At 59.3% G+C, this 19197-nt stretch carries 17 protein-coding genes; 8 read left to right on the top strand and 9 right to left on the bottom strand.

The window, feature by feature from the left end; all coding sequences use genetic code 11:
* The first annotated feature begins 88 nt into the window (after nt 1–88).
* The 6 genes from M5G20_RS19960 (at nt 89) to M5G20_RS19935 (ending at nt 9667) form a co-directional block, all read left to right on the top strand.
* Nucleotides 89–1444 (top strand): imelysin family protein, encoded by a 1356-nt coding sequence (locus M5G20_RS19960; RefSeq protein WP_273920465.1) that lies wholly within the window; start codon nt 89–91, stop codon nt 1442–1444.
* 267 nt (nt 1445–1711) lie between these two features.
* Nucleotides 1712–3139, top strand: a complete 1428-nt coding sequence (locus tag M5G20_RS19955; protein ID WP_273920464.1) for a di-heme oxidoreductase family protein — start codon at nt 1712–1714, stop codon at nt 3137–3139.
* Nucleotides 3140–3166: 27 nt separating this feature from the next.
* Nucleotides 3167–4231 carry an imelysin family protein gene (locus tag M5G20_RS19950; protein ID WP_273920463.1) on the top strand — a complete coding sequence of 355 codons (1065 nt, stop codon included), beginning with the start codon at nt 3167–3169 and terminating at the stop codon, nt 4229–4231.
* Nucleotides 4232–4245: 14 nt separating this feature from the next.
* Complete coding sequence (locus M5G20_RS19945; protein ID WP_273920462.1) at nt 4246–5343, top strand: DUF1513 domain-containing protein; 1098 nt, start codon at nt 4246–4248, stop codon at nt 5341–5343.
* A gap of 119 nt (nt 5344–5462) precedes the next feature.
* Nucleotides 5463–6611, top strand: a complete 1149-nt coding sequence (locus M5G20_RS19940) for an efflux RND transporter periplasmic adaptor subunit (RefSeq protein ID WP_273920461.1) — start codon at nt 5463–5465, stop codon at nt 6609–6611.
* Nucleotides 6612–6625: 14 nt separating this feature from the next.
* The gene (locus M5G20_RS19935; RefSeq protein WP_273920460.1) at nt 6626–9667 is read left to right on the top strand and encodes a multidrug efflux RND transporter permease subunit; all 3042 of its coding nucleotides are present in this window, start codon (nt 6626–6628) and stop codon (nt 9665–9667) included.
* 199 nt (nt 9668–9866) lie between these two features.
* Here the strand turns inward: M5G20_RS19935 and M5G20_RS19930 are convergent, their stop codons facing one another.
* From M5G20_RS19930 to colR, 5 genes are all read right to left on the bottom strand, one after another.
* Complete coding sequence (locus tag M5G20_RS19930) at nt 9867–10091, bottom strand: hypothetical protein (RefSeq protein WP_273920459.1); 225 nt, start codon at nt 10089–10091, stop codon at nt 9867–9869.
* Nucleotides 10092–10093: 2 nt separating this feature from the next.
* Entirely contained in the window at nt 10094–10807 is a 714-nt protein-coding gene (locus M5G20_RS19925) for a lipopolysaccharide kinase InaA family protein (protein ID WP_273920458.1), read from the bottom strand.
* Between the two features lie 4 nt (nt 10808–10811).
* A complete protein-coding gene (locus M5G20_RS19920; RefSeq protein WP_273920457.1) occupies nt 10812–11480 on the bottom strand; it encodes a class I SAM-dependent methyltransferase in 669 nt (222 codons plus the stop codon).
* Nucleotides 11481–11637: 157 nt separating this feature from the next.
* Complete coding sequence (locus M5G20_RS19915) at nt 11638–12921, bottom strand: sensor histidine kinase (protein WP_273920456.1); 1284 nt, start codon at nt 12919–12921, stop codon at nt 11638–11640.
* Entirely contained in the window at nt 12911–13594 is a 684-nt protein-coding gene (colR, locus tag M5G20_RS19910) for a two-component system response regulator ColR (protein ID WP_075945515.1), read from the bottom strand. Before colR ends, M5G20_RS19915 begins: the two co-directional genes overlap by 11 nt.
* Nucleotides 13595–13813: 219 nt before the next feature.
* Here colR and M5G20_RS19905 point away from each other — a divergent pair, with 219 nt between their 5' ends.
* Nucleotides 13814–14557 carry a phosphatase PAP2 family protein gene (locus tag M5G20_RS19905; RefSeq protein ID WP_273920455.1) on the top strand — a complete coding sequence of 248 codons (744 nt, stop codon included), beginning with the start codon at nt 13814–13816 and terminating at the stop codon, nt 14555–14557.
* A gap of 119 nt (nt 14558–14676) precedes the next feature.
* Here M5G20_RS19905 and groL read toward each other — a convergent pair whose 3' ends face one another.
* From groL to M5G20_RS19885, 4 genes are all read right to left on the bottom strand, one after another.
* The gene (groL, locus tag M5G20_RS19900; protein WP_273920454.1) at nt 14677–16323 is read right to left on the bottom strand and encodes a chaperonin GroEL; all 1647 of its coding nucleotides are present in this window, start codon (nt 16321–16323) and stop codon (nt 14677–14679) included.
* 49 nt (nt 16324–16372) lie between these two features.
* Entirely contained in the window at nt 16373–16666 is a 294-nt protein-coding gene (locus M5G20_RS19895; RefSeq protein ID WP_075945518.1) for a co-chaperone GroES, read from the bottom strand.
* Nucleotides 16667–16914: 248 nt separating this feature from the next.
* On the bottom strand, nt 16915–17391 hold the full coding sequence (locus M5G20_RS19890) for an FxsA family protein (protein WP_075945519.1): 477 nt from the start codon (nt 17389–17391) through the stop codon (nt 16915–16917).
* Between the two features lie 66 nt (nt 17392–17457).
* Nucleotides 17458–18189 (bottom strand): HugZ family pyridoxamine 5'-phosphate oxidase, encoded by a 732-nt coding sequence (locus tag M5G20_RS19885; protein WP_273920452.1) that lies wholly within the window; start codon nt 18187–18189, stop codon nt 17458–17460.
* Nucleotides 18190–18354: 165 nt separating this feature from the next.
* Here M5G20_RS19885 and M5G20_RS19880 point away from each other — a divergent pair, with 165 nt between their 5' ends.
* Nucleotides 18355–19113: an SDR family oxidoreductase gene (locus M5G20_RS19880; protein ID WP_273920451.1), complete on the top strand. Its 759-nt coding sequence runs from the start codon at nt 18355–18357 to the stop codon at nt 19111–19113.
* Nucleotides 19114–19197: the final 84 nt, after the last annotated feature.

Genomic DNA, 19197 nt, shown 5'->3' with positions numbered 1-19197 from the left:
TTACAGATAATGCGAAAGATTTGCATTATGTGGCAGTTTTGCGCGCTGGACGCGTTATACCACCCCCTCTCGAAGCAGGATGTTCGCCATGATTCGTATGCCTCTGGCTACCGCCAGTCTGTTGGCCATCGCAATTTCCCTCGCCGGTTGCGGTGAAGGCAAAGACAAAGAGAAAGCTGCCGCTCCTGCGCCGGCTGCCAGCACCGCTGCTGCCCCGGCTGCTCCAGCCGCTGCACCTGCTGCAGCCGGTAAAGTCGACGAAGCCGCCGCCAAAGCCGTTGTCGCACATTACGCCGACATCGTTTTCGCCGTTTACAGCGATGCCGAATCCACCGCGAAGACCCTGCAAACCGCCATCGACGCCTTCCTCGCCAAGCCGAACGCCGACACCCTGAAAGCCGCCAAGGCTGCCTGGATCGCTGCTCGTGTTCCTTACCTGCAGAGCGAAGTGTTCCGTTTCGGCAACACCATCATCGACGATTGGGAAGGTCAGGTGAACGCCTGGCCACTGGACGAAGGCCTGATCGACTACGTCGACAAATCCTACGAGCACGCACTGGGTAACCCGGGTGCCACGGCCAACATCATCGCCAACACTCAGGTTCAGGTCGGCGAAGACAAGATCGACGTGAAGGACATCACTGCGGAAAAACTGGCCAGCCTGAACGAGCTGGGTGGTTCCGAGGCCAACGTCGCCACCGGCTACCACGCCATCGAATTCCTGCTCTGGGGCCAGGACCTGAACGGCACCGGCCCTGGCGCCGGCAACCGTCCGGCTTCGGACTACCTGGAAGGTACCGGCGCGACTGGCGGTCACAATGATCGTCGCCGCGCTTACCTGAAAGCCGTGACCCAACTGCTGGTCAGCGACCTCGAAGAAATGGTCGGCAACTGGAAGCCGAACGTGGCCGACAACTACCGCGCCACCCTGGAAGCGGAACCTGCTGAAAACGGCCTGCGCAAAATGCTGTTCGGCATGGGCAGCCTGTCCCTTGGCGAACTGGCGGGCGAGCGCATGAAGGTTTCCCTGGAAGCCAACTCTCCGGAAGACGAACACGACTGCTTCAGCGACAACACCCACAATTCGCAGTTCTACGATGCCAAAGGCATTCGCAACGTGTACCTGGGCGAATACACCCGCGTCGATGGCACCAAAATGACCGGCGCCAGCCTGTCGTCTCTGGTCGCCAAAGCTGACCCGGCTGCCGACACCGCGCTGAAAGCCGACCTGGCTGCCACCGAAGCCAAGATGCAGGTCATCGTTGACCACGCCAACAAAGGTGAGCACTACGATCAGTTGATCGCTGCCGGCAACGCCACTGGCAACCAGATCGTCCGCGACGCCATCGCTTCGCTGGTCAAGCAGACCGGTTCGATCGAAGCGGCTGCCGGCAAACTGGGCATCAGCGACCTGAACCCGGACAACGCTGATCACGAATTCTGATCAACGCTGGCTGAGTGAAAAGAGGCGACCTTCGGGTCGCCTTTTTTCATATCGGTCGTTTGCGATGATGCTCATGGCCTCATCGCTGGCCAGCCAGCTCCCACAGGTTAGGTAATTCTTGTGGGAGCTGCCTTGCCAGCGATGGCAGCGCCGCAGTCTGAGTGAAAACCCTGCCCGGCATCAAAGTAAACGATAATTCCTCTTATTCAAAACTCCCTGCCCTGTTAGACTTTGCGCCTTTATTTTGCTCGTCTTGCAGGATGTCTGATGCCCTCGCTGCCTCTTCGCTTGTCCGCACTGTTTCTGGCCCTGGGCCTGAGTGCCTGCGATGACGCCCCGCGGTTTACCGAAGCCGAACCCGGTGAGGCCCGCTCCGGCGGTAGCGCTACCGTGCGCAAGACCGATCAAAATGCATTTTCCCTGCCCTCCGCCAACCTGCCGCCTTCTCGGCGCGTGGACTTCAGCGTCGGCAACAGTTTCTTCCGCAATCCCTGGGTGATCGCGCCGTCGACGACCACGGCCCGCGATGGCCTCGGCCCCCTGTTCAACACCAATGCCTGCCAGGGCTGCCACATCAAGGACGGTCGCGGCCACCCGCCCGAACCCGACGACGCCAATGCCGTATCGATGCTGGTGCGCCTGTCGATTCCCGATGCCCCGGCTTATGCCAAGGTCATCGAGCAACTGGGTGTCGTGCCGGAACCCGTCTACGGCGGGCAGTTTCAGGACATGGCCGTACCCGGCGTCGCCCCCGAGGGCAAGGTGCGGGTCAATTACACACCGGTGAAGGTGAGTTTCGAGGACGGCACCGAAGTCGAACTGCGCAAGCCGAGCCTGAACATCACTCAGCTGAATTACGGCCCGATGCACCCCGACACCCGTTTCTCGGCACGGGTCGCGCCGCCGATGATCGGTTTGGGTCTGCTCGAAGCGATTCCGGAAGAGGCGATCCTGGCCAATGCCGAAGCCCAGGCCAAAGCTAAGGAGGGTATCGCCGGACGCCCGAACCGGGTCTGGGATGAAGTTCAGCAAAAAACCGTTCTCGGGCGATTTGGCTGGAAGGCCGGGCAACCGAATCTGAATCAACAAAATGTTCACGCGTTTTCAGGCGATATGGGCCTCACCACCCGCCTGAGACCGTTTGATGACTGCACCGACGCACAAATCGCCTGCAAACAGGCGCCCAATGGCAACGGCCCCGACGGCGAACCGGAAGTCAGCGACAATATCCTGCGCCTGGTGCTGTTCTACTCACGCAACCTCGCCGTACCGGCGCGGCGCGACGTCAACGCGCCTGAAGTGCTGGCCGGCAAGAATTTGTTCTACCGGGCGGGTTGTCAGTCCTGCCACACACCGAAATACACCACCGCCGCCAACGCCGCTGAACCTGAACTGGCCAATCAAGTGATTCGCCCGTACAGCGATCTGCTGCTGCATGACATGGGCGACGGCCTGGCCGACAACCGCAGCGAATTCCAGGCCGGTGGCCGCGACTGGCGCACGCCGCCGTTGTGGGGCATCGGTTTGACTCAAGCGGTCAGTGGCCACACCCAGTTCCTGCACGACGGCCGCGCACGCAATCTGCTCGAAGCCGTGCTCTGGCACGGCGGCGAAGCGTCCGCCGCGCGGCAACAGGTGCTGTCTTTCAATGCCGAGCAGCGCGCTGCGTTGCTGGCGTTTCTGAATTCCCTTTAATACGCATTCCACCCGCGGGAGCCCGACATGTTTCGTCCCAAATTGTTGTTCACCAGCCTTGCCGCGCTAGCCTTGGGCGCCTGTTCGCCTCAAGACCCGCAAGCGGTCACGTCGGCAGCCATCGCCAAATCGGTGATCCTGCCGACCTACAGCCGCTGGGTAGAAGCCGACCGCCAACTGGCCGTCAGCGCGCTGGCCTACTGCGAAGGCAAGGAGACACTGGAAACCGCCCGTGCCGACTTCCTGCACGCACAAAAGGCCTGGGCCGAGCTGCAACCCCTGCTGATCGGGCCGCTGGCCGAAGGCAATCGCGCATGGCAGGTGCAGTTCTGGCCGGACAAGAAAAACCTGGTCGGCCGCCAGGTCGAGCAACTGATCACCGCACAACCGCAAATCGATGCCGCGGCACTGGCCAAGTCCAGCGTCGTGGTGCAAGGCCTGTCGGCCTACGAATACATCCTGTTCGACAGCAAGCCTGACGTGGCCAACGCCGAGCAGAAGGCCAAGTATTGCCCGCTGCTGATCGCCATCGGCGAGCGTCAGAAACAACTGGCCGAAGAGATTCTGAAAAGCTGGAACAACACCGACGGCATGCTCGCGCAAATGAGCAAGTTCCCGAACCAGCGTTACGCCGACTCCCACGAAGCCATTGCCGATCTGCTGCGCGTGCAAGTCACCGCGCTCGATAGCCTGAAGAAAAAGCTCGGCACGCCGATGGGCCGTCAGAGCAAGGGCGTTGCGCAGCCGTTCCAGGCCGATGCATGGCGCAGCCAGTCTTCCCTGGCCGGCCTTGAGGCAAGCCTCGCGGCGGCGAAAACGGTTTGGGAAGGTGTCGACAACAAAGGCCTGCGCAACCTGCTGCCAAGCGATCAGAAGCCATTGGCCGACAAGATCGACGCCGCCTATGCCGCTTCGTTGAAACTGTTCGCCAGCAACCAGCGCTCGTTGACCGAAATGCTCAACGACGACGCCGGTCGCCAGCAACTCAACGATATCTACGACAGCCTCAACGTCGTCCATCGCCTGCACGAAGGCGAACTGGCCAAGGCGCTGGGCATCCAACTGGGCTTCAACGCCAACGACGGTGACTGATGAGGGCGAGTGCCATGCTGCGACGCCAGGCTCTGACATTAGGGAGTTTGCTGCTGGGTGCGGTGACGCTGGGCGGCTGGAAGCTGTTCAAGCAAAAGGACGCCAGCCCGCTGCTGCTCTCGGCGCGGGACGATACCGACGGCAAGCATTACGCCGTCGGTTATCGGCTGGACGGCACCCGGGTGTTTGCCACCCAGGTCGGCCAGCGCTGCCACGACATCATCAACCACCCGACGTTGGCGATCGCGCTGTTTGTCGCCCGTCGACCGGGTACCGAGAGCTACCTGATCGATCTGCGCGACGGTACGTTGCTGCAAACGGTGACCTCGCAACCGAACCGGCATTTCTACGGTCACGCGGTGATTCACCAAAGCGGTGACTGGCTGTACGCCACCGAAAACGACACCACCGAGCCGGGTCGCGGCCTGCTGGGTGTGTATAAGTTCGAAGGCGAGCGGCTGGTGCACAGCGGCGAGATCTCCACCCATGGCATCGGCCCGCATCAAGTGTCATGGATGCCCGATGGCGAAACCCTGGTGGTGGCCAACGGCGGGATTCGCACCGAAGCGGAAAGCCGGGTCGAGATGAACCTCGACGCGATGGAGCCGAGCCTGGTCCTGATGCAGCGCGACGGCACCCTGCTGAGCAAGGAAACGCTTCCCCAGCAAATGAACAGCGTGCGCCACCTCGGCATTGCCAGCGACGGCACCATCGTTGCCGGCCAGCAATTCATGGGGGCTTCGCATGAAAAATCCGAACTGCTGGCGATCAAGCGTCCCGGCCAACCATTCGTGGCGTTCCCGGTACCGGAACATCAGTTGCAGGCCATGGGGCATTACACCGCCAGTGTCGCCGTGCACAGTGACCTGCGCCTGGTGGCCTTGACCGCTCCACGGGGCAATCGCTTTTTCATCTGGGACCTGGACAGCGGCGAAGTGCGCCTGGATGCGCCACTTCCCGATTGTGCCGGCGTTGGCGCGGTCGCCGACGGGTTTGTCGTGACCTCGGGCCAAGGGCGTTGCCGCTACTACGATTGCCGCCAGACAAATCTCGTTGCAAAACCGTTGGAGCTGCCTGCGGGACTCTGGGACAACCACCTGCATTTGATCTGAGAACGCTCGCTCCCACAGTGGCTCGGGGCCTGCCTGTAATCGTTGCGAGTTGGATTCACGCCCCCACTCGCGGTAATGTGCTCCACTGTCTCACCTGATTTTCTCCAAGGAACTGGAATATGCTGCGTCGCCGCATGCTGATCATGTTGGGTGTTGTTTTGCTGATCGTGCTGGTCCTGGCCGGGTACAAAGCCTTCTCCGTCTACACGATGATTCAAGGGTTCTCCGCGCCGAAACCACCCATCAGCGTCGCCGTGGCCACGGCCACCGAACGGCCGTGGCAAGTTCGCCTGCCTACGGTTGGCACGCTCACGGCCCTGCAAGGCGTGGACCTGAGCCTTGAGAGCGACGGCACCATCATCGATTTACAGTTCGAGTCAGGACAGAAGGTCAAGGCCGGCCAACCGCTCCTGCGCCTCGACAGCGCCGTGGAAACGGCCTTGCTCGAAACCGCCCTCGCCGACCTCGGGTTGGCCCAGCTTGATTACGGTCGTGGTAGCCAACTCGTCGGCAGCCAGGCGATTTCCAAAGGCGAGTTCGACCGACTGTCGGCGGTGCTGAAAAAGAGCAAGGCGACGGTCAATCAACTCAAGGCTGCCCTGGGCAAAAAAAGCATTGTGGCGCCCTTCAGCGGAACCATCGGCATACGTCAGGTGGACATAGGCGACTATCTGGCCACCGGGACCATGATTGCCACGCTGCAGGATCTCAGCAGTCTGTATGTCGACTTTTTCGTACCCGAGCAATCGGTGCCGAAGATCGCCCTTGGTCAACCGGTTGAAATCATTGTCGCCGCCTACCCGACCCTGACCTTTCCCGGCACCATCAGCGCAATCAATCCGAAACTCGAGAACAGCACGCGCAACATGCAGGTCCGTGCCACCCTGGCCAATCCCGATGGCAAGCTGCTGCCGGGGATGTTCGCCAATCTGCAGGTCATGTTGCCGAACCCGCAGCCACGCATCGTCGTGCCGGAAAGCGCGATCACCTACACGCTCTATGGCAACTCGGTCTATGTCGCCACACAGAAAAAGGCTGAAGACGGCAGCGTGGAAAAGGACGACAAGGGCCAGCCGGTCCTGATCGCCGAGCGCCGTTTTGTCGAAACCGGCGAACGGCGCGAAGGCATGGTGATCATCACCAAAGGCGTACAGAACGGTGAAACAGTTGTCACGGCTGGCCAGATCAAACTGGACAATGGCGCCCACATCGCCATCAGCGACGACAAGACCCTGGTCGAAAAGAACAGTCAGCCTCGCGCTGACTGATCAAGGAACCCCCAATGGCTTTTACTGATCCGTTCATCCGCCGCCCGGTGCTCGCCACCGTGGTCAGCCTGCTGATCGTGCTGCTGGGCTTCCAGGCCTGGAGCAAGTTGCCGCTGCGCCAGTACCCGCAAATGGAAAACGCCCTGATCACCGTCACCACGGCGTACCCCGGGGCTAACGCCGAAACCATCCAGGGCTATATCACGCAGCCGATGCAGCAAAGCCTGGCCAGCGCCGAGGGTATCGACTACATGACCTCGGTCAGTCGCCAGAACTTTTCGGTGATCTCGATCTATGCGCGTATTGGCGCCAACAGCGACCGGCTGTTCACCGAACTGCTGGCCAAGGCCAACGAGGTAAAGAACCAATTGCCCCAGGACGCCGAAGACCCGGTCCTGAGCAAGGAAGCCGCTGACGCCTCGGCGCTGATGTACATCAGTTTTTTCAGTAAGGAATTGAGCAACCCGCAGATCACCGACTACCTGTCACGGGTGATCCAGCCGAAACTCGCGACCCTGCCCGGCATGGCCGAAGCCGAGATTCTCGGCAACCAGGTGTTCGCCATGCGCCTGTGGCTCGATCCGGTAAAACTCGCCGGTTTTGGTCTCAGTGCCAGCGATGTGACCAACGCCGTGCGTCAGTACAACTTCCTGTCCGCCGCCGGCGAGGTGAAGGGCGAGTACGTGGTCACCAGCATCAACGCCAGCACCGAACTCAAGTCCGCCGAAGCCTTTGCCGCGATTCCGCTCAAGGTCGATGGTGACAGTCGCGTTTTGCTACGCGATGTCGCCCGGGTCGAAATGGGTGCAGAGAATTACGACTCCATCAGTTCCTTCGGCGGTACGCCCTCGGTGTACATCGGCATCAAGGCCACGCCCGGTGCCAACCCGCTGGACGTGATCAAGGAAGTGCGCAAGATCATGCCGGACCTTGAGGCCCAACTGCCGCCGAACCTCAAGGGAGAAATCGCCTACGACGCCACGCTGTTCATCCAGGCCTCGATCGACGAAGTGGTGAAGACGCTGTTCGAAGCGGTGCTGATCGTGATCGTCGTGGTGTTCCTGTTTCTCGGTGCCTTGCGTTCGGTGGTGATCCCGGTGGTCACCATCCCGCTGTCGATGATCGGCGTGATGTTCTTCATGCAGATGATGGGTTACTCGATCAACCTGCTGACCCTGTTGGCCATGGTGCTGGCCATCGGCCTGGTGGTGGATGACGCCATCGTCGTGGTGGAAAACATCCACCGCCACATCGAGGAAGGCAAGACACCGCTGGACGCCGCCATCGAGGGCGCCCGGGAAATCGCCATGCCGGTGGTCTCGATGACCATCACCCTGGCGGCAGTGTATGCGCCGATCGGCTTCCTGACGGGGCTTACGGGTGCACTGTTCAAGGAATTTGCCCTGACCCTGGCCGGCGCCGTGGTGATCTCCGGCGTCGTCGCCCTGACCCTGTCACCGATGATGTGTGCCTTTTTACTGCGTCACGATGAAAACCCCACCGGATTGGCCCACCGCCTCGACCGGATCTTCGAAAGCCTCAAGCGCCGGTACCAGCGCATGCTCCACGGCACGCTCAACACCCGGCCGGTGGTGCTGGCGTTTGCGGTCATTGTGTTATGCCTGATCCCGGTGCTGCTCAAGTTCACCAAGTCGGAACTGGCACCGGACGAGGACCAGGGCATCATTTTCATGATCGCCAACGCCCCGCAACCGACCAACCTCGATTACCTGAACACCTACACTGACGAATTCATTTCGATCTTCAAGGCGTTCCCCGAGTACTACTCGTCATTCCAGATCAACGGTTTCAATGGCGTGCAATCGGGAATCGGCGGCTTTCTGCTCAAACCTTGGAACGAGCGCAGCCGCACGCAGATGCAGATCCTGCCCGATGTTCAGGCAAAACTCGAAAGCATCCCGGGACTGCAGATTTTCGGCTTCAACCTGCCCTCACTGCCGGGCACTGGCGAGGGGCTGCCCTTCCAGTTCGTGATTAACACGGCCAACGACTACGAGTTGCTGTTGCAAGTGATGGACCGGGTGAAAAAGCGCGCCATGGAATCCGGCAAGTTCGCGTTCGTCGATGTCGACCTGGCCTTCGACAAACCGGAAGTCGTGGTGGATATCGATCGTGCCAAGGCGGCCCAGATGGGTGTGTCGATGCAGGATCTGGGCGGAACACTGGCGACCTTGCTCGGTGAAGCGGAGATCAACCGGTTCACCATCGAGGGACGCAGCTACAAAGTCATCGCTCAGGTTGAGCGACCGTTTCGGGACAACCCCGACTGGCTGAACAACTATTACGTGAAAAACACCCAGGGTGAGCTGCTGGCCCTGTCGACCCTGATCACCGTAAGCGACCGCGCGCGACCGCGGCAGTTGAACCAGTTTCAGCAACTCAACTCGGCCATTCTGTCCGGGGTGCCGCTGGTCAGCATGGGCGAGGCTATCGAGGTCGTACGGCAAATCGCCCGAGAAGAAGCGCCAGCGGGGTTCGCCATCGATTATGCCGGTGCATCGCGGCAATACGTGCAAGAAGGCAGTGCGTTGTGGGTAACCTTTGCCCTGGCACTGGCGATCATTTTCCTGGTGCTGGCCGCACAATTCGAAAGCTTCCGCGACCCGCTGGTGATTCTGGTGACCGTGCCCCTGTCGATCTGCGGTGCGTTGATTCCGCTGTTCCTCGGCTGGTCGAGCATGAACATCTACACCCAGGTCGGACTGGTGACGCTGATCGGGCTGATCAGCAAGCACGGGATCCTGATTGTCGAGTTCGCCAACCAGTTGCGCAAGGACAAGGGCCTGTCAGCGCGCGAGGCCGTGGAGGAAGCAGCGTCCATTCGTCTGCGCCCGGTGTTGATGACCACGGCCGCGATGGTGTTCGGCATGGTGCCGTTGATCATTGCCACCGGCGCGGGTGCGGTGAGCCGGTTCGACATCGGGACGGTGATTGCCACGGGTATGTCGATCGGGACGTTATTTACCCTGTTTGTGCTGCCGTGCGTCTACACACTGTTGGCCAAACCCGATGAACCAAACACCAACCCTGGGTAGGAGCCGGCTTGCTGGCGATCCAGGCAGCGCGGTTATCCCGACGAACCGCGTCGTATTCCATCGCCAGCAAGCCGGCTCCTACAAGGGAAACGCGTACACCAGAAAGTAACGCAAGATCTAATTTGCAGGTGCGATATCGGGACAAGCGGGAATAAAAGGCCTCGCTTATGCGAGGCCTTTTATTCGGGTTTCAGACTTTTCAACTTTGCGGCCTCAATCCTTGAGAAAGGCCGAACATGAACAGCAACAAATCATGATCGGGTTGGGTGGCCACGGAGGTCTTGGCGACTCGTGGCAAGGGGCAATATTCGCCGTTCGCTGAGCTGAGAACTTGAGTACGTGGCTGCTCCCACGCAGCCACTGCGAGCGAAGCGACTGCCAAGGCTCCTATCAAAAACAAACCTCGCGCAACTTCGAGCTTCATTGCTATAAACCCTTGATAGCGCTGCCAAACGCCCTCTCATAAAAATAGACCAGTTTCTCCCAGTCCGTAGGGCTGAACGACGAATGGCGGCGCAATTGCTTCATGTCGTGGGCGGCCGCCTGGTGGGCAGTGAGGCGCTGTCGGCACTTCTCCAGATCAATCAACGCCACCTCGACCCTGGACGACTCGCCTTCGCCAGTCACTCGCACGAAAACGTGCTTGATATAGAGGCAACTGTGTTGCCAACGCCCCTTGTGCATGCGCGCGAGGTTTTCTGCCAAGGCCTGCAGCACCTGATCATGCACGGCTTCACCATGACGCTCGCGACCGCCCCCGGCGTACCAATGTTCTATTTCCTCGAACCCGTCCAGTGACTTTGTCACCAGCAAGGCGCGCCATTTGTGCACGGGGTCGCGTTGTGCGCCGCAGAACACGATTTGCGGAACATGGACGCCGAGCTGGCCAACACCGATGAGTGCGTCGCGCTCGCGCAGCACGGTCGGCCGTCCAAAGGGGTGCAGCAGGCTGCGGTAGATATGCCCGGTCTGGCGTTTGAAGTAGAGCAGTTGATCATCACTGCCCATGACGCGCTGCACACCACTTTCTCCACCACGGCGAACATTGGGCTCTTCTACCCATTCACCGTGCTGGTTCCAGAAATAGTCGAAACGGTCTTGGGAGACAACATCCGATCCTGCTGCACACTGCACTGCCATCCTGTTACCTCTTGCGTAATACGTAAACTCGCCACATGGCATAGAGCGGTAAAAAGTCCAGACGTTCCTGAATTCTGAACCCCGCCTGTTCAAATTCTTTTTCTACCGTGGCCGCCGGTAACACAAATCGGTTCTGGTAACTTTCCTGCTCACGGGTCCGCTCCAGGCGCTTGCGTTTCCAGGCCTTGAAATTGCCGTCCACCCACAATGAGAGGATGACGCTGTCACGGGTGACGCGTTCAAATTCGCGCAGAATGGCCAGTCGATGCTCGGCCTCACCGATGTGATGGAGCAAACGCATGCAGAAAATGCTGTCGACGGCGTTATCAGGCAAGGCGATGTCGAATGCAGAAGTGTGCAAGGGTTGTACCCGACTCACCACATCGGGCGGTTGTGCCTGTGTGGCGATCTTCAACATTGACTCAGAGTTGTCGGCGCCGATGATGACGCGGTTGGGTTTCTCCGCCAGCAATGGCCAGAAACGCCCCGCGCCACAAGGCAAATCGAGGACCAGGCCGGGTTCACCGACCGCAGCCAGGGCCTTGCGCGCCAATTGTTCATCCCGCCAGTGGGATAATTTACGACTCAGGCCGTCCTGATGTTTAAGCAGGTATTGTTGCGCGTGCTGGTCGTCGTATTTTTCGGAAAAATCCAGTTTGATCGGGCCGGCCATAATTGAGGTTTCCTGTACTTCTGATGGCGCCTACATTAAGTAGCGCCGTGTCAGCGTCAGGTCATGCCTTTGTGAAAAAATTGTCATGTAAAACCCATAATTGTTTCCAGGTTATACAAGACAATCAGGGCGCATCCATTGCTCGTCGCCGATGCGATCAGCTTGCAGCCGAGGTCTGCAGTTCCACCTGAAAACGACAGCCATTGGGTTCCATGGTTGTCAGGCTGACGCTCCAGCCCTGGTTTTCACAAATCCGCTGAACCAAAGACAACCCAAGGCCCAGGCCTTCCCCGCGTTTTTCGCTGCCGCGCACGAACGGTTCGAACATCGCTTCACGTTTTTCTTCGGGAATGCCCACGCCACTGTCCTCGACGACAAAACCGCTGGTCGTCAGGGTCAAACGGATAAACCCTTGTTCGGTGTAGTGCAACGCATTACGCAAGAGGTTTCCCATCACCGCATTCAGCAATGTGGCGTTGTAGAGAGTGCTCTGTGGCTCACCCGGTTCAAAAATCAGCGTCAGGCCTTTGGCCTCGATGGGCGCGCGCCACTGACCAATCAAGTCTTCGGCCACGCCAGTCAGGGTCTGCTGCGGTGACATGCTCGCGTCTTCGCGCTGGGCGCGGGCCAGCATCAGAAAGGTCTGCACCAGCTCACGCATTTCTTCACAGGCGCGGGAGATGCGCTCGACCTGAGCGCGACCGCGCTGATCAATGCCAGGGTTTTCCAGTAACAACTCGCAGGAACTGGCCAGAACCATCAACGGTGTACGCAACTCATGGCTGACGTCACTGGTGAACAGCCGCTCCCGTGTCAGTGCCTGGCGCAGGCGGCCGAGGGTCGCATCGAACGCCACGGCCAGCTCACCGACTTCATCGGCCGCGTAGTCCGGTGCCAGCGGCGGCGCCAGACCGAGCAGTTGGTCGCGGTGCCGGACTTGCCGGGCCAGCCGGACAACCGGAGCCATCACTTTACGCGCCAGGACCCAGCCGAGGAAAACCGCCAGCGCCAGGCTGAGCACGAAGCCAACCAGTACGACGGCAAACAGCACCCGCTCGCGCTCTTCGAAATCACTTTGATCCTGCAGCAGCACGTAACGCCGTCCGTCGACGATTTCGACCATCGCGTGATAGGACAACTGCTGGCGAAATACCTCATGAAAACCGGAATCCAGATGCCGCAGATCCTTGGGCAACTCGAAATCACCCGGCCCGCCACTGAAATAGAACAATTGGTCCGGTTCGGGCCGATGGCTCCAGTCCGAGACACTGTCCATGAGTAACAGGCGCTGTAAATCGCCGCCCAAACCGGCAGAAATCAACTTCTCTTCCACCAGATGCACGGTGGCGACGATGCCCATGGCGAAGGCGCCCGCGACCAACGCACTCATCAGTGCAAAGGCAATGATGATCCGCTGGGCAAGGCTCTGCTTAAACTCCATCACGGCCCTCGGCCAGGCGATAACCCACACCGTGCACGGTATGCAGCAACGGTTTGGCGAACGGCTTGTCGATCACCTGACGCAATTGATGGACGTGGCTGCGCAGGCTGTCACTGTCCGGGCAGTCATCCCCCCACAACGCTTCTTCGAGAATTTCCCGGCGCAATACGTGCGGGCTTTTCTGCATCAATACCGCGAGCAGCTTGAGGCCGACCGGATTGAGCTTGAGCAGACGCCCTTCGCGGGTAACTTCCAGCGTGTCCAGGTCGTAGTTCAAGTCGCCGACTTGCAAGGTACGACGCCCTCCGCCCTGGGTACGCCGCATCACCGCTTCGATCCGCGCTGCCAGCTCGGACAGGGCAAAGGGTTTGATCAGGTAATCGTCGGCACCGGACTTGAAGCCTTGCAGCCGGTCGTCGAGTTGGTCGCGCGCAGTCAACATGATCACCGGGGTGTCGCGCCGGGCATCTTCGCGCAGGCGTTTGCACAGGGTGTAGCCGTCGATGCCAGGCAGCATGATGTCGAGCACGATCAGGTCGTAATGCTCGGTGGCCGCCAGGTGCAGGCCCGACAAGCCGTCCTGTGCACAATCCACGGTATAGCCTTTGAGCCCCAGATAATCGGCCAGATTGGCCAGGATATCGCGGTTGTCTTCAACCAATAAAATTCGCATGGGCACCTTCTCCGTACACAGTAACGGCCGTCGTGGCCCGCGCAGCTTAAGGCCAAGTGTGGCTCACGGCTAGGACTGTGTGCAGTTCTCCACCCGGCAAAATCAATGCTTGCGGGCTGAACGTTTTTTTCACTATCGGTTCACGGACTGACGACAGAATCGGGTTCAAACTCCGCGCGGCTGCGCATTCAAGAACATCTCACTGACCCGGGAATTTTCATGGTTTCGATCTCTGCACGCCCCGCTTCTCGCCCGCTCAACCTCTGGATGTGCCTGGGCATTCCCGCTGTGGCGGCAATCACGTTGGTTTTACTCGAACTGACCGACCTGGACATGGACCTGGCCAAACTGTTTTACGATCCGGTCGCCGGGAATTTCATCGGCCGGCACAGTTACTTCCTCGAAACCGTACTGCATGACCGCGCCAAGCAAGTGGTCATCGCGTTTTCGGTGCTGGCCATACTCGGTTTCAGTGGCTCGTTTTTCATCGACAGGCTCAAACCTTATAAACGGGAACTGGCCTGCCTGGTGTTGTCTCTGGGTTTGGCGACTTCGTTTGTCACGCCGATGAAAGCAGTGACGGCGGTGCAATGCCCGTGGAGCCTGGAGCAGTTTGGTGGCCACGAAACTTACAGCAAATTATTCAGCCCGCGTCCGCCTACCGAGAAACCGGGACGTTGCTGGCCGGGCGGACATGCGGCCACCGGGTTTACGCTGTTTGCGCTGTTTTTCGTGTTGCGTGACCGTCGACCACGCCTGGCGCGTACAGCGTTTGTGTTTGCCTTTGCGCTGGGCAGCGTGTTTTCCATCGGGCGGATGATGCAGGGCGCCCACTTCTTCTCCCACAACGTGTGGACGGCGGTGTTCTGCTGGCTGATTTGCCTGGGGGCTTATTACTGGGTGCTTTATCAGCCTGCGGCGAAGGCTGGTCATATAAGCCAAGCAGTGCCCGCCGGCACCTGAACCGCTCTATCGCGGCCAACCTCGCTCCTCCAGTGGATTGATCTGCGCTCAAAGTCCGGTCAATAAAAAACCCCGCCTGCTTTCGCAGGCGGGGTTTTTAGTACAGGGGTAAGGCTGGCTTACATCATGCCGCCCATGCCGCCCATACCGCCCATGTCTGGCATACCGCCGCCAGCAGCGCCGTCTTTCTTCGGTGCATCAGCAACAGCCGCCTGGGTGGTCAGGATCAGACCGGCGATCGACGATGCAGCTTGCAGAGCGGAACGGGTGACCTTGGTTGGGTCCAGGATACCCATTTCGATCATGTCGCCGTATTCGCCAGTCGCAGCGTTGTAACCGAAGTTACCTTTGCCGTTCTTGACTTCGTTTACCACAACGCTTGGCTCGTCACCGCTGTTGGCAGCGATCTGACGCAGCGGTGCTTCAACGGCACGACGCAGAACAGAAACACCTACGTCCTGGTCAGCGTTGTCGCCTTTGAGGTTCAGGATGGCTTCAAGAGCACGGATCAGCGCTACGCCACCGCCAGGTACCACGCCTTCTTCAACGGCTGCACGGGTAGCGTGCAGGGCGTCTTCAACGCGGGCTTTCTTCTCTTTCATTTCTACTTCGGAACCCGCGCCAACCTTGATCACTGCTACGCCGCCGGACAGTTTGGCCAGACGCTCTTGCAGTTTTTCACGGTCGTAGTCCGAGGAAGTCTCGGCAACCTGGGCACGGATCTGGTTGATGCGTGCTTCGATGTCGCCTTGTACGCCAGCACCGTCAACGATGATGGTGTTTTCCTTGGACAGGGTCACGCGCTTGGCGTTACCCAGGTGCTCCAGGGTGGTGCTTTCCAGGCTCAGGCCGATCTCTTCGGAGATAACGGTACCGCCGGTCAGAACAGCGATGTCCTGCAGCATGGCCTTGCGACGGTCGCCGAAGCCTGGCGCCTTGACGGCTGCGACTTTAACGATGCCACGCATGTTGTTCACAACCAGAGTCGCCAGGGCTTCGCCTTCAACGTCTTCGGCCACGATCAGCAGCGGACGGCCGGCTTTGGCAACGGCTTCCAGCACTGGCAGCATTTCGCGGATGTTCGAGATCTTTTTGTCGACCAGCAGGATCAGCGGGCCATCCAGCTCAGCGACCATGGTCTCTGGCTTGTTGACGAAGTACGGGGACAGGTAACCACGGTCGAACTGCATGCCTTCAACAACCGACAGTTCGTTTTCCAGGCCCGAGCCTTCTTCAACGGTGATCACGCCTTCTTTACCGACTTTTTCCATGGCTTCGGCAATGATGTCGCCGATGGAGTTGTCGGAGTTGGCGGAGATGGTGCCGACCTGAGCGATAGCCTTGGTGTCAGCGCATGGCTTGGACAGGGCTTTGAGCTCTTTGACGATAGCGATGGTCGCTTTGTCGATACCGCGTTTCAGGTCCATCGGGTTCATGCCGGCAGCGACGGCTTTCAGGCCTTCGTTGACGATCGATTGAGCCAGAACGGTAGCGGTGGTGGTGCCGTCGCCTGCGTCATCGTTGGCACGGGAGGCAACGTCTTTGACCAGCTGCGCGCCCATGTTTTCGAAACGGTCTTCCAGTTCGATTTCTTTTGCTACCGAAACGCCGTCCTTGGTGATGGTCGGAGCGCCGAAGCTCTTCTCGATGATCACGTTACGGCCTTTCGGGCCCAGGGTCGCTTTTACTGCGTCAGCCAGGACGTTAACACCGGTGAGCATTTTCTTGCGGGCGGAATCGCCAAACAGTACTTCTTTAGCAGCCATGATCGATATTCCTTAAATACTTTGTAGTAACGGGAAAATGAGCGGGTAATCAGCCTTCGATAACAGCGAGGATTTCGTTCTCGCTCATTACCAGCAGGTCTTCGCCGTCGACTTTCACAGTGTTGCTGCCGGAGTAAGGACCGAACACAACCTTGTCGCCCACTTTCACGGACAGTGCACGCACTTCACCGTTGTCCAGTACGCGGCCGGTGCCGACAGCGAGGATCTCGCCGCTGTTGGCTTTTTCAGCAGCCGAACCTGGCAGGACGATACCGCCAGCGGTTTTCTTTTCTTCTTCGCTGCGACGGATGACGACGCGGTCATGCAGAGGACGAAGCTTCATTGTCGATCTCTCCTAATTGTGGTTTTCATCGGCCGGTGTAGTCCCGGCGGGTTTAACAAAGTCCGGCGGTGCCGGGTGCGGTTCGTCGAGCGAACCGCGGAAGTCTGTCTGGCGTGTTCGCCAGAAACCTTGCGGTGACCGTTACATAAGGGCGCACAAGCTTATTACAAGGGTGGGGATCGAAAATTTTTCATGTTGATGCCGCGCAAACGAACACGGCACCCGAAGGTGCCGTGTCGCTGTGCGTATTATTTGGTATCGCGGTGTTCGAACTCGCCTTCGATCACGTTGGGCTCGCGGCCCAGCGGCTCGCGCGGTGCCGGGCCGCCTCGGGCCTGCAGGTCATCGGCGAACGCACGTTGGCGAATCGCCTGCTCCTCGGCACGCTGGCGCATCTTATTGGCCAGCAGGCGACGACTGATCGGCAGCAACATGATCAGGCCAATCACATCGCTGATGAAGCCGGGCAGGATCAACAGGCCACCGGCCAACGCCAGCATCAGGCCTTCAAGCATGGTCTGGGCCGGCAGTTCGCCGCGGTTCAGGCTTTCACGGGCACGCAGTGCCGTGGCCAGGCCGGCGATACGCAGCACGAACACGCCGAACATCGAGCCGAGAATGATCAGCAGCAGGGCCGGGAAAAACCCGATCGCCCCTGCCACCTTGACGAATACGAACAGCTCCAACACCGGGAACAGCAGAAAGAGCAACAAAAAAGGGCGCATCAAATGGTTCCTCAACGCAAGAATGCCTTGCCAGTTCACCTTAGATGACGTCGCCGTTTCGTGAATTCAAGCGTCGGCCACTTCATTTTTCGGCCAATGTTCAGCGTGAGCCAGGAAAACCAAGGCTTCGCGAACTTGTGTCGGCGTATTACATGGTGCTTGAAACGCCAGCCAATAGAGGCTCTGACCGATGCGCAGGTGCATGCCTTCGGTATCGATGCCGACCAATTGCGCTGGCGACGTTTTCGGCAAACCGGCCAGGTCCACGTAATGGGCAATGGCTTTTGCGTGGTCGGCGTTCATGTGCTCGACCATGCTGATTTCAGCCTTGCCGGCGAACGGGTTGGCCAGCGTCAGCTCATTGACCCAGTGAATCGCGCCAAAACCGCCGATGTAGCGATGGCGAACCGGTGTAAGCACCCAGAAATCGAAATCGTGAGCCTTGTGATAACCCTGGGACTCCGGAAAGTAGCGGTAGTAACGCTCGGAGGCGGCTTCGATAGCCGCTTCGTCTTCGAGCTGCTGCGCCTCGGCCAGATAAGTCAGTCGACCAACAGCCTGAACATCCTCGGCACCACGTTCGCCGACAAAGAGCGAGCATTTCGGATCTTTTTGCAGATTGTGCGTGTGCTGAGCGATGCGGCTAATCAGGATCAGCGGCCGGCCCTGCTGGTCCAGGCAGTATGGAACCACTGAACCGAACGGGAAACCGGGCATCGCTTTGGAGTGCGTCGAGAGCACTCCACGGTATTCCTTGAGAAGCAATTCTCGTGCATGCTTAGCCGCTTCAACGCTCAATTTATGACTCCTTATATAGAATCCGTCAGAAAAACGGACAGGCTGCTGTTGGATAGTCCCAGCACGCCATCGGGGCAATTCTCATATGCAGCCAAGCCAGGTCAGGCGCAGATCGAGAGGCCTTCTAGAAGGTAAACCAATCAGACCTGCTACCGGGGCATGCGAATGCAACTCACTGACAAAGTAATCATTATCACTGGCGGCTGCCAGGGTTTAGGCCGCTCCATGGCCGAGTATTTCGCTGGCAAGGGCGCGAAGCTGGCGCTGGTGGACCTGAACCAGGAAAAACTCGATGACGCGGTCGCCGCCTGCAAAGCCAAAGGTGTCGAGGCTCGCGCCTATCTGTGCAACGTCGCCAACGAAGAACAGGTCTCGCACATGGTCGCCCAGGTCGCTGAAGACTTCGGTGCGATCCATGGCCTGATCAACAACGCCGGCATCCTGCGCGATGGCCTGCTGCTCAAGGTCAAGGACGGCGAAATGACCAAGATGAGCCTGGCCCAATGGCAGGCTGTGATCGACGTCAACCTGACCGGGGTGTTCCTGTGCACCCGTGAAGTCGCGGCAAAAATGGTCGAGCTGAACAACAGCGGCGCGATCATCAATATCTCGTCGATTTCCCGAGCTGGCAACGTCGGCCAGACCAACTACTCCGCCGCCAAGGCCGGTGTCGCTGCAGCGACCGTGACCTGGGCCAAGGAACTGGCGCGCTACGGCATTCGCGTGGCCGGCATTGCACCGGGCTTCATCGAAACCGAAATGACCTTGGGCATGAAGCCGGAAGCGCTGGAGAAGATGACTGCCGGGATTCCGCTCAAGCGCATGGGCAAGCCAGAGGAGATTGCCCATTCGGCGGCCTACATCTTTGAGAATGACTATTACACCGGTCGGATTCTGGAGATGGACGGCGGGTTGCGGATCTAAATCCAACCCCAAAAACCAATGTGGGAGCTAGCCTGCTAGCGATTGCGGTGGTTCACCCAACATATTTGTTGAATGTGAATCCGC

The sequence above is a fragment of the Pseudomonas sp. TNT2022 ID1044 genome, from assembly GCF_028656895.1.
Taxonomy (GTDB): domain Bacteria; phylum Pseudomonadota; class Gammaproteobacteria; order Pseudomonadales; family Pseudomonadaceae; genus Aquipseudomonas; species Aquipseudomonas reinekei.
The sequence above is the reverse complement of the archived record's forward strand: the minus strand, read 5'-3'. Positions and strand labels throughout refer to the sequence as shown.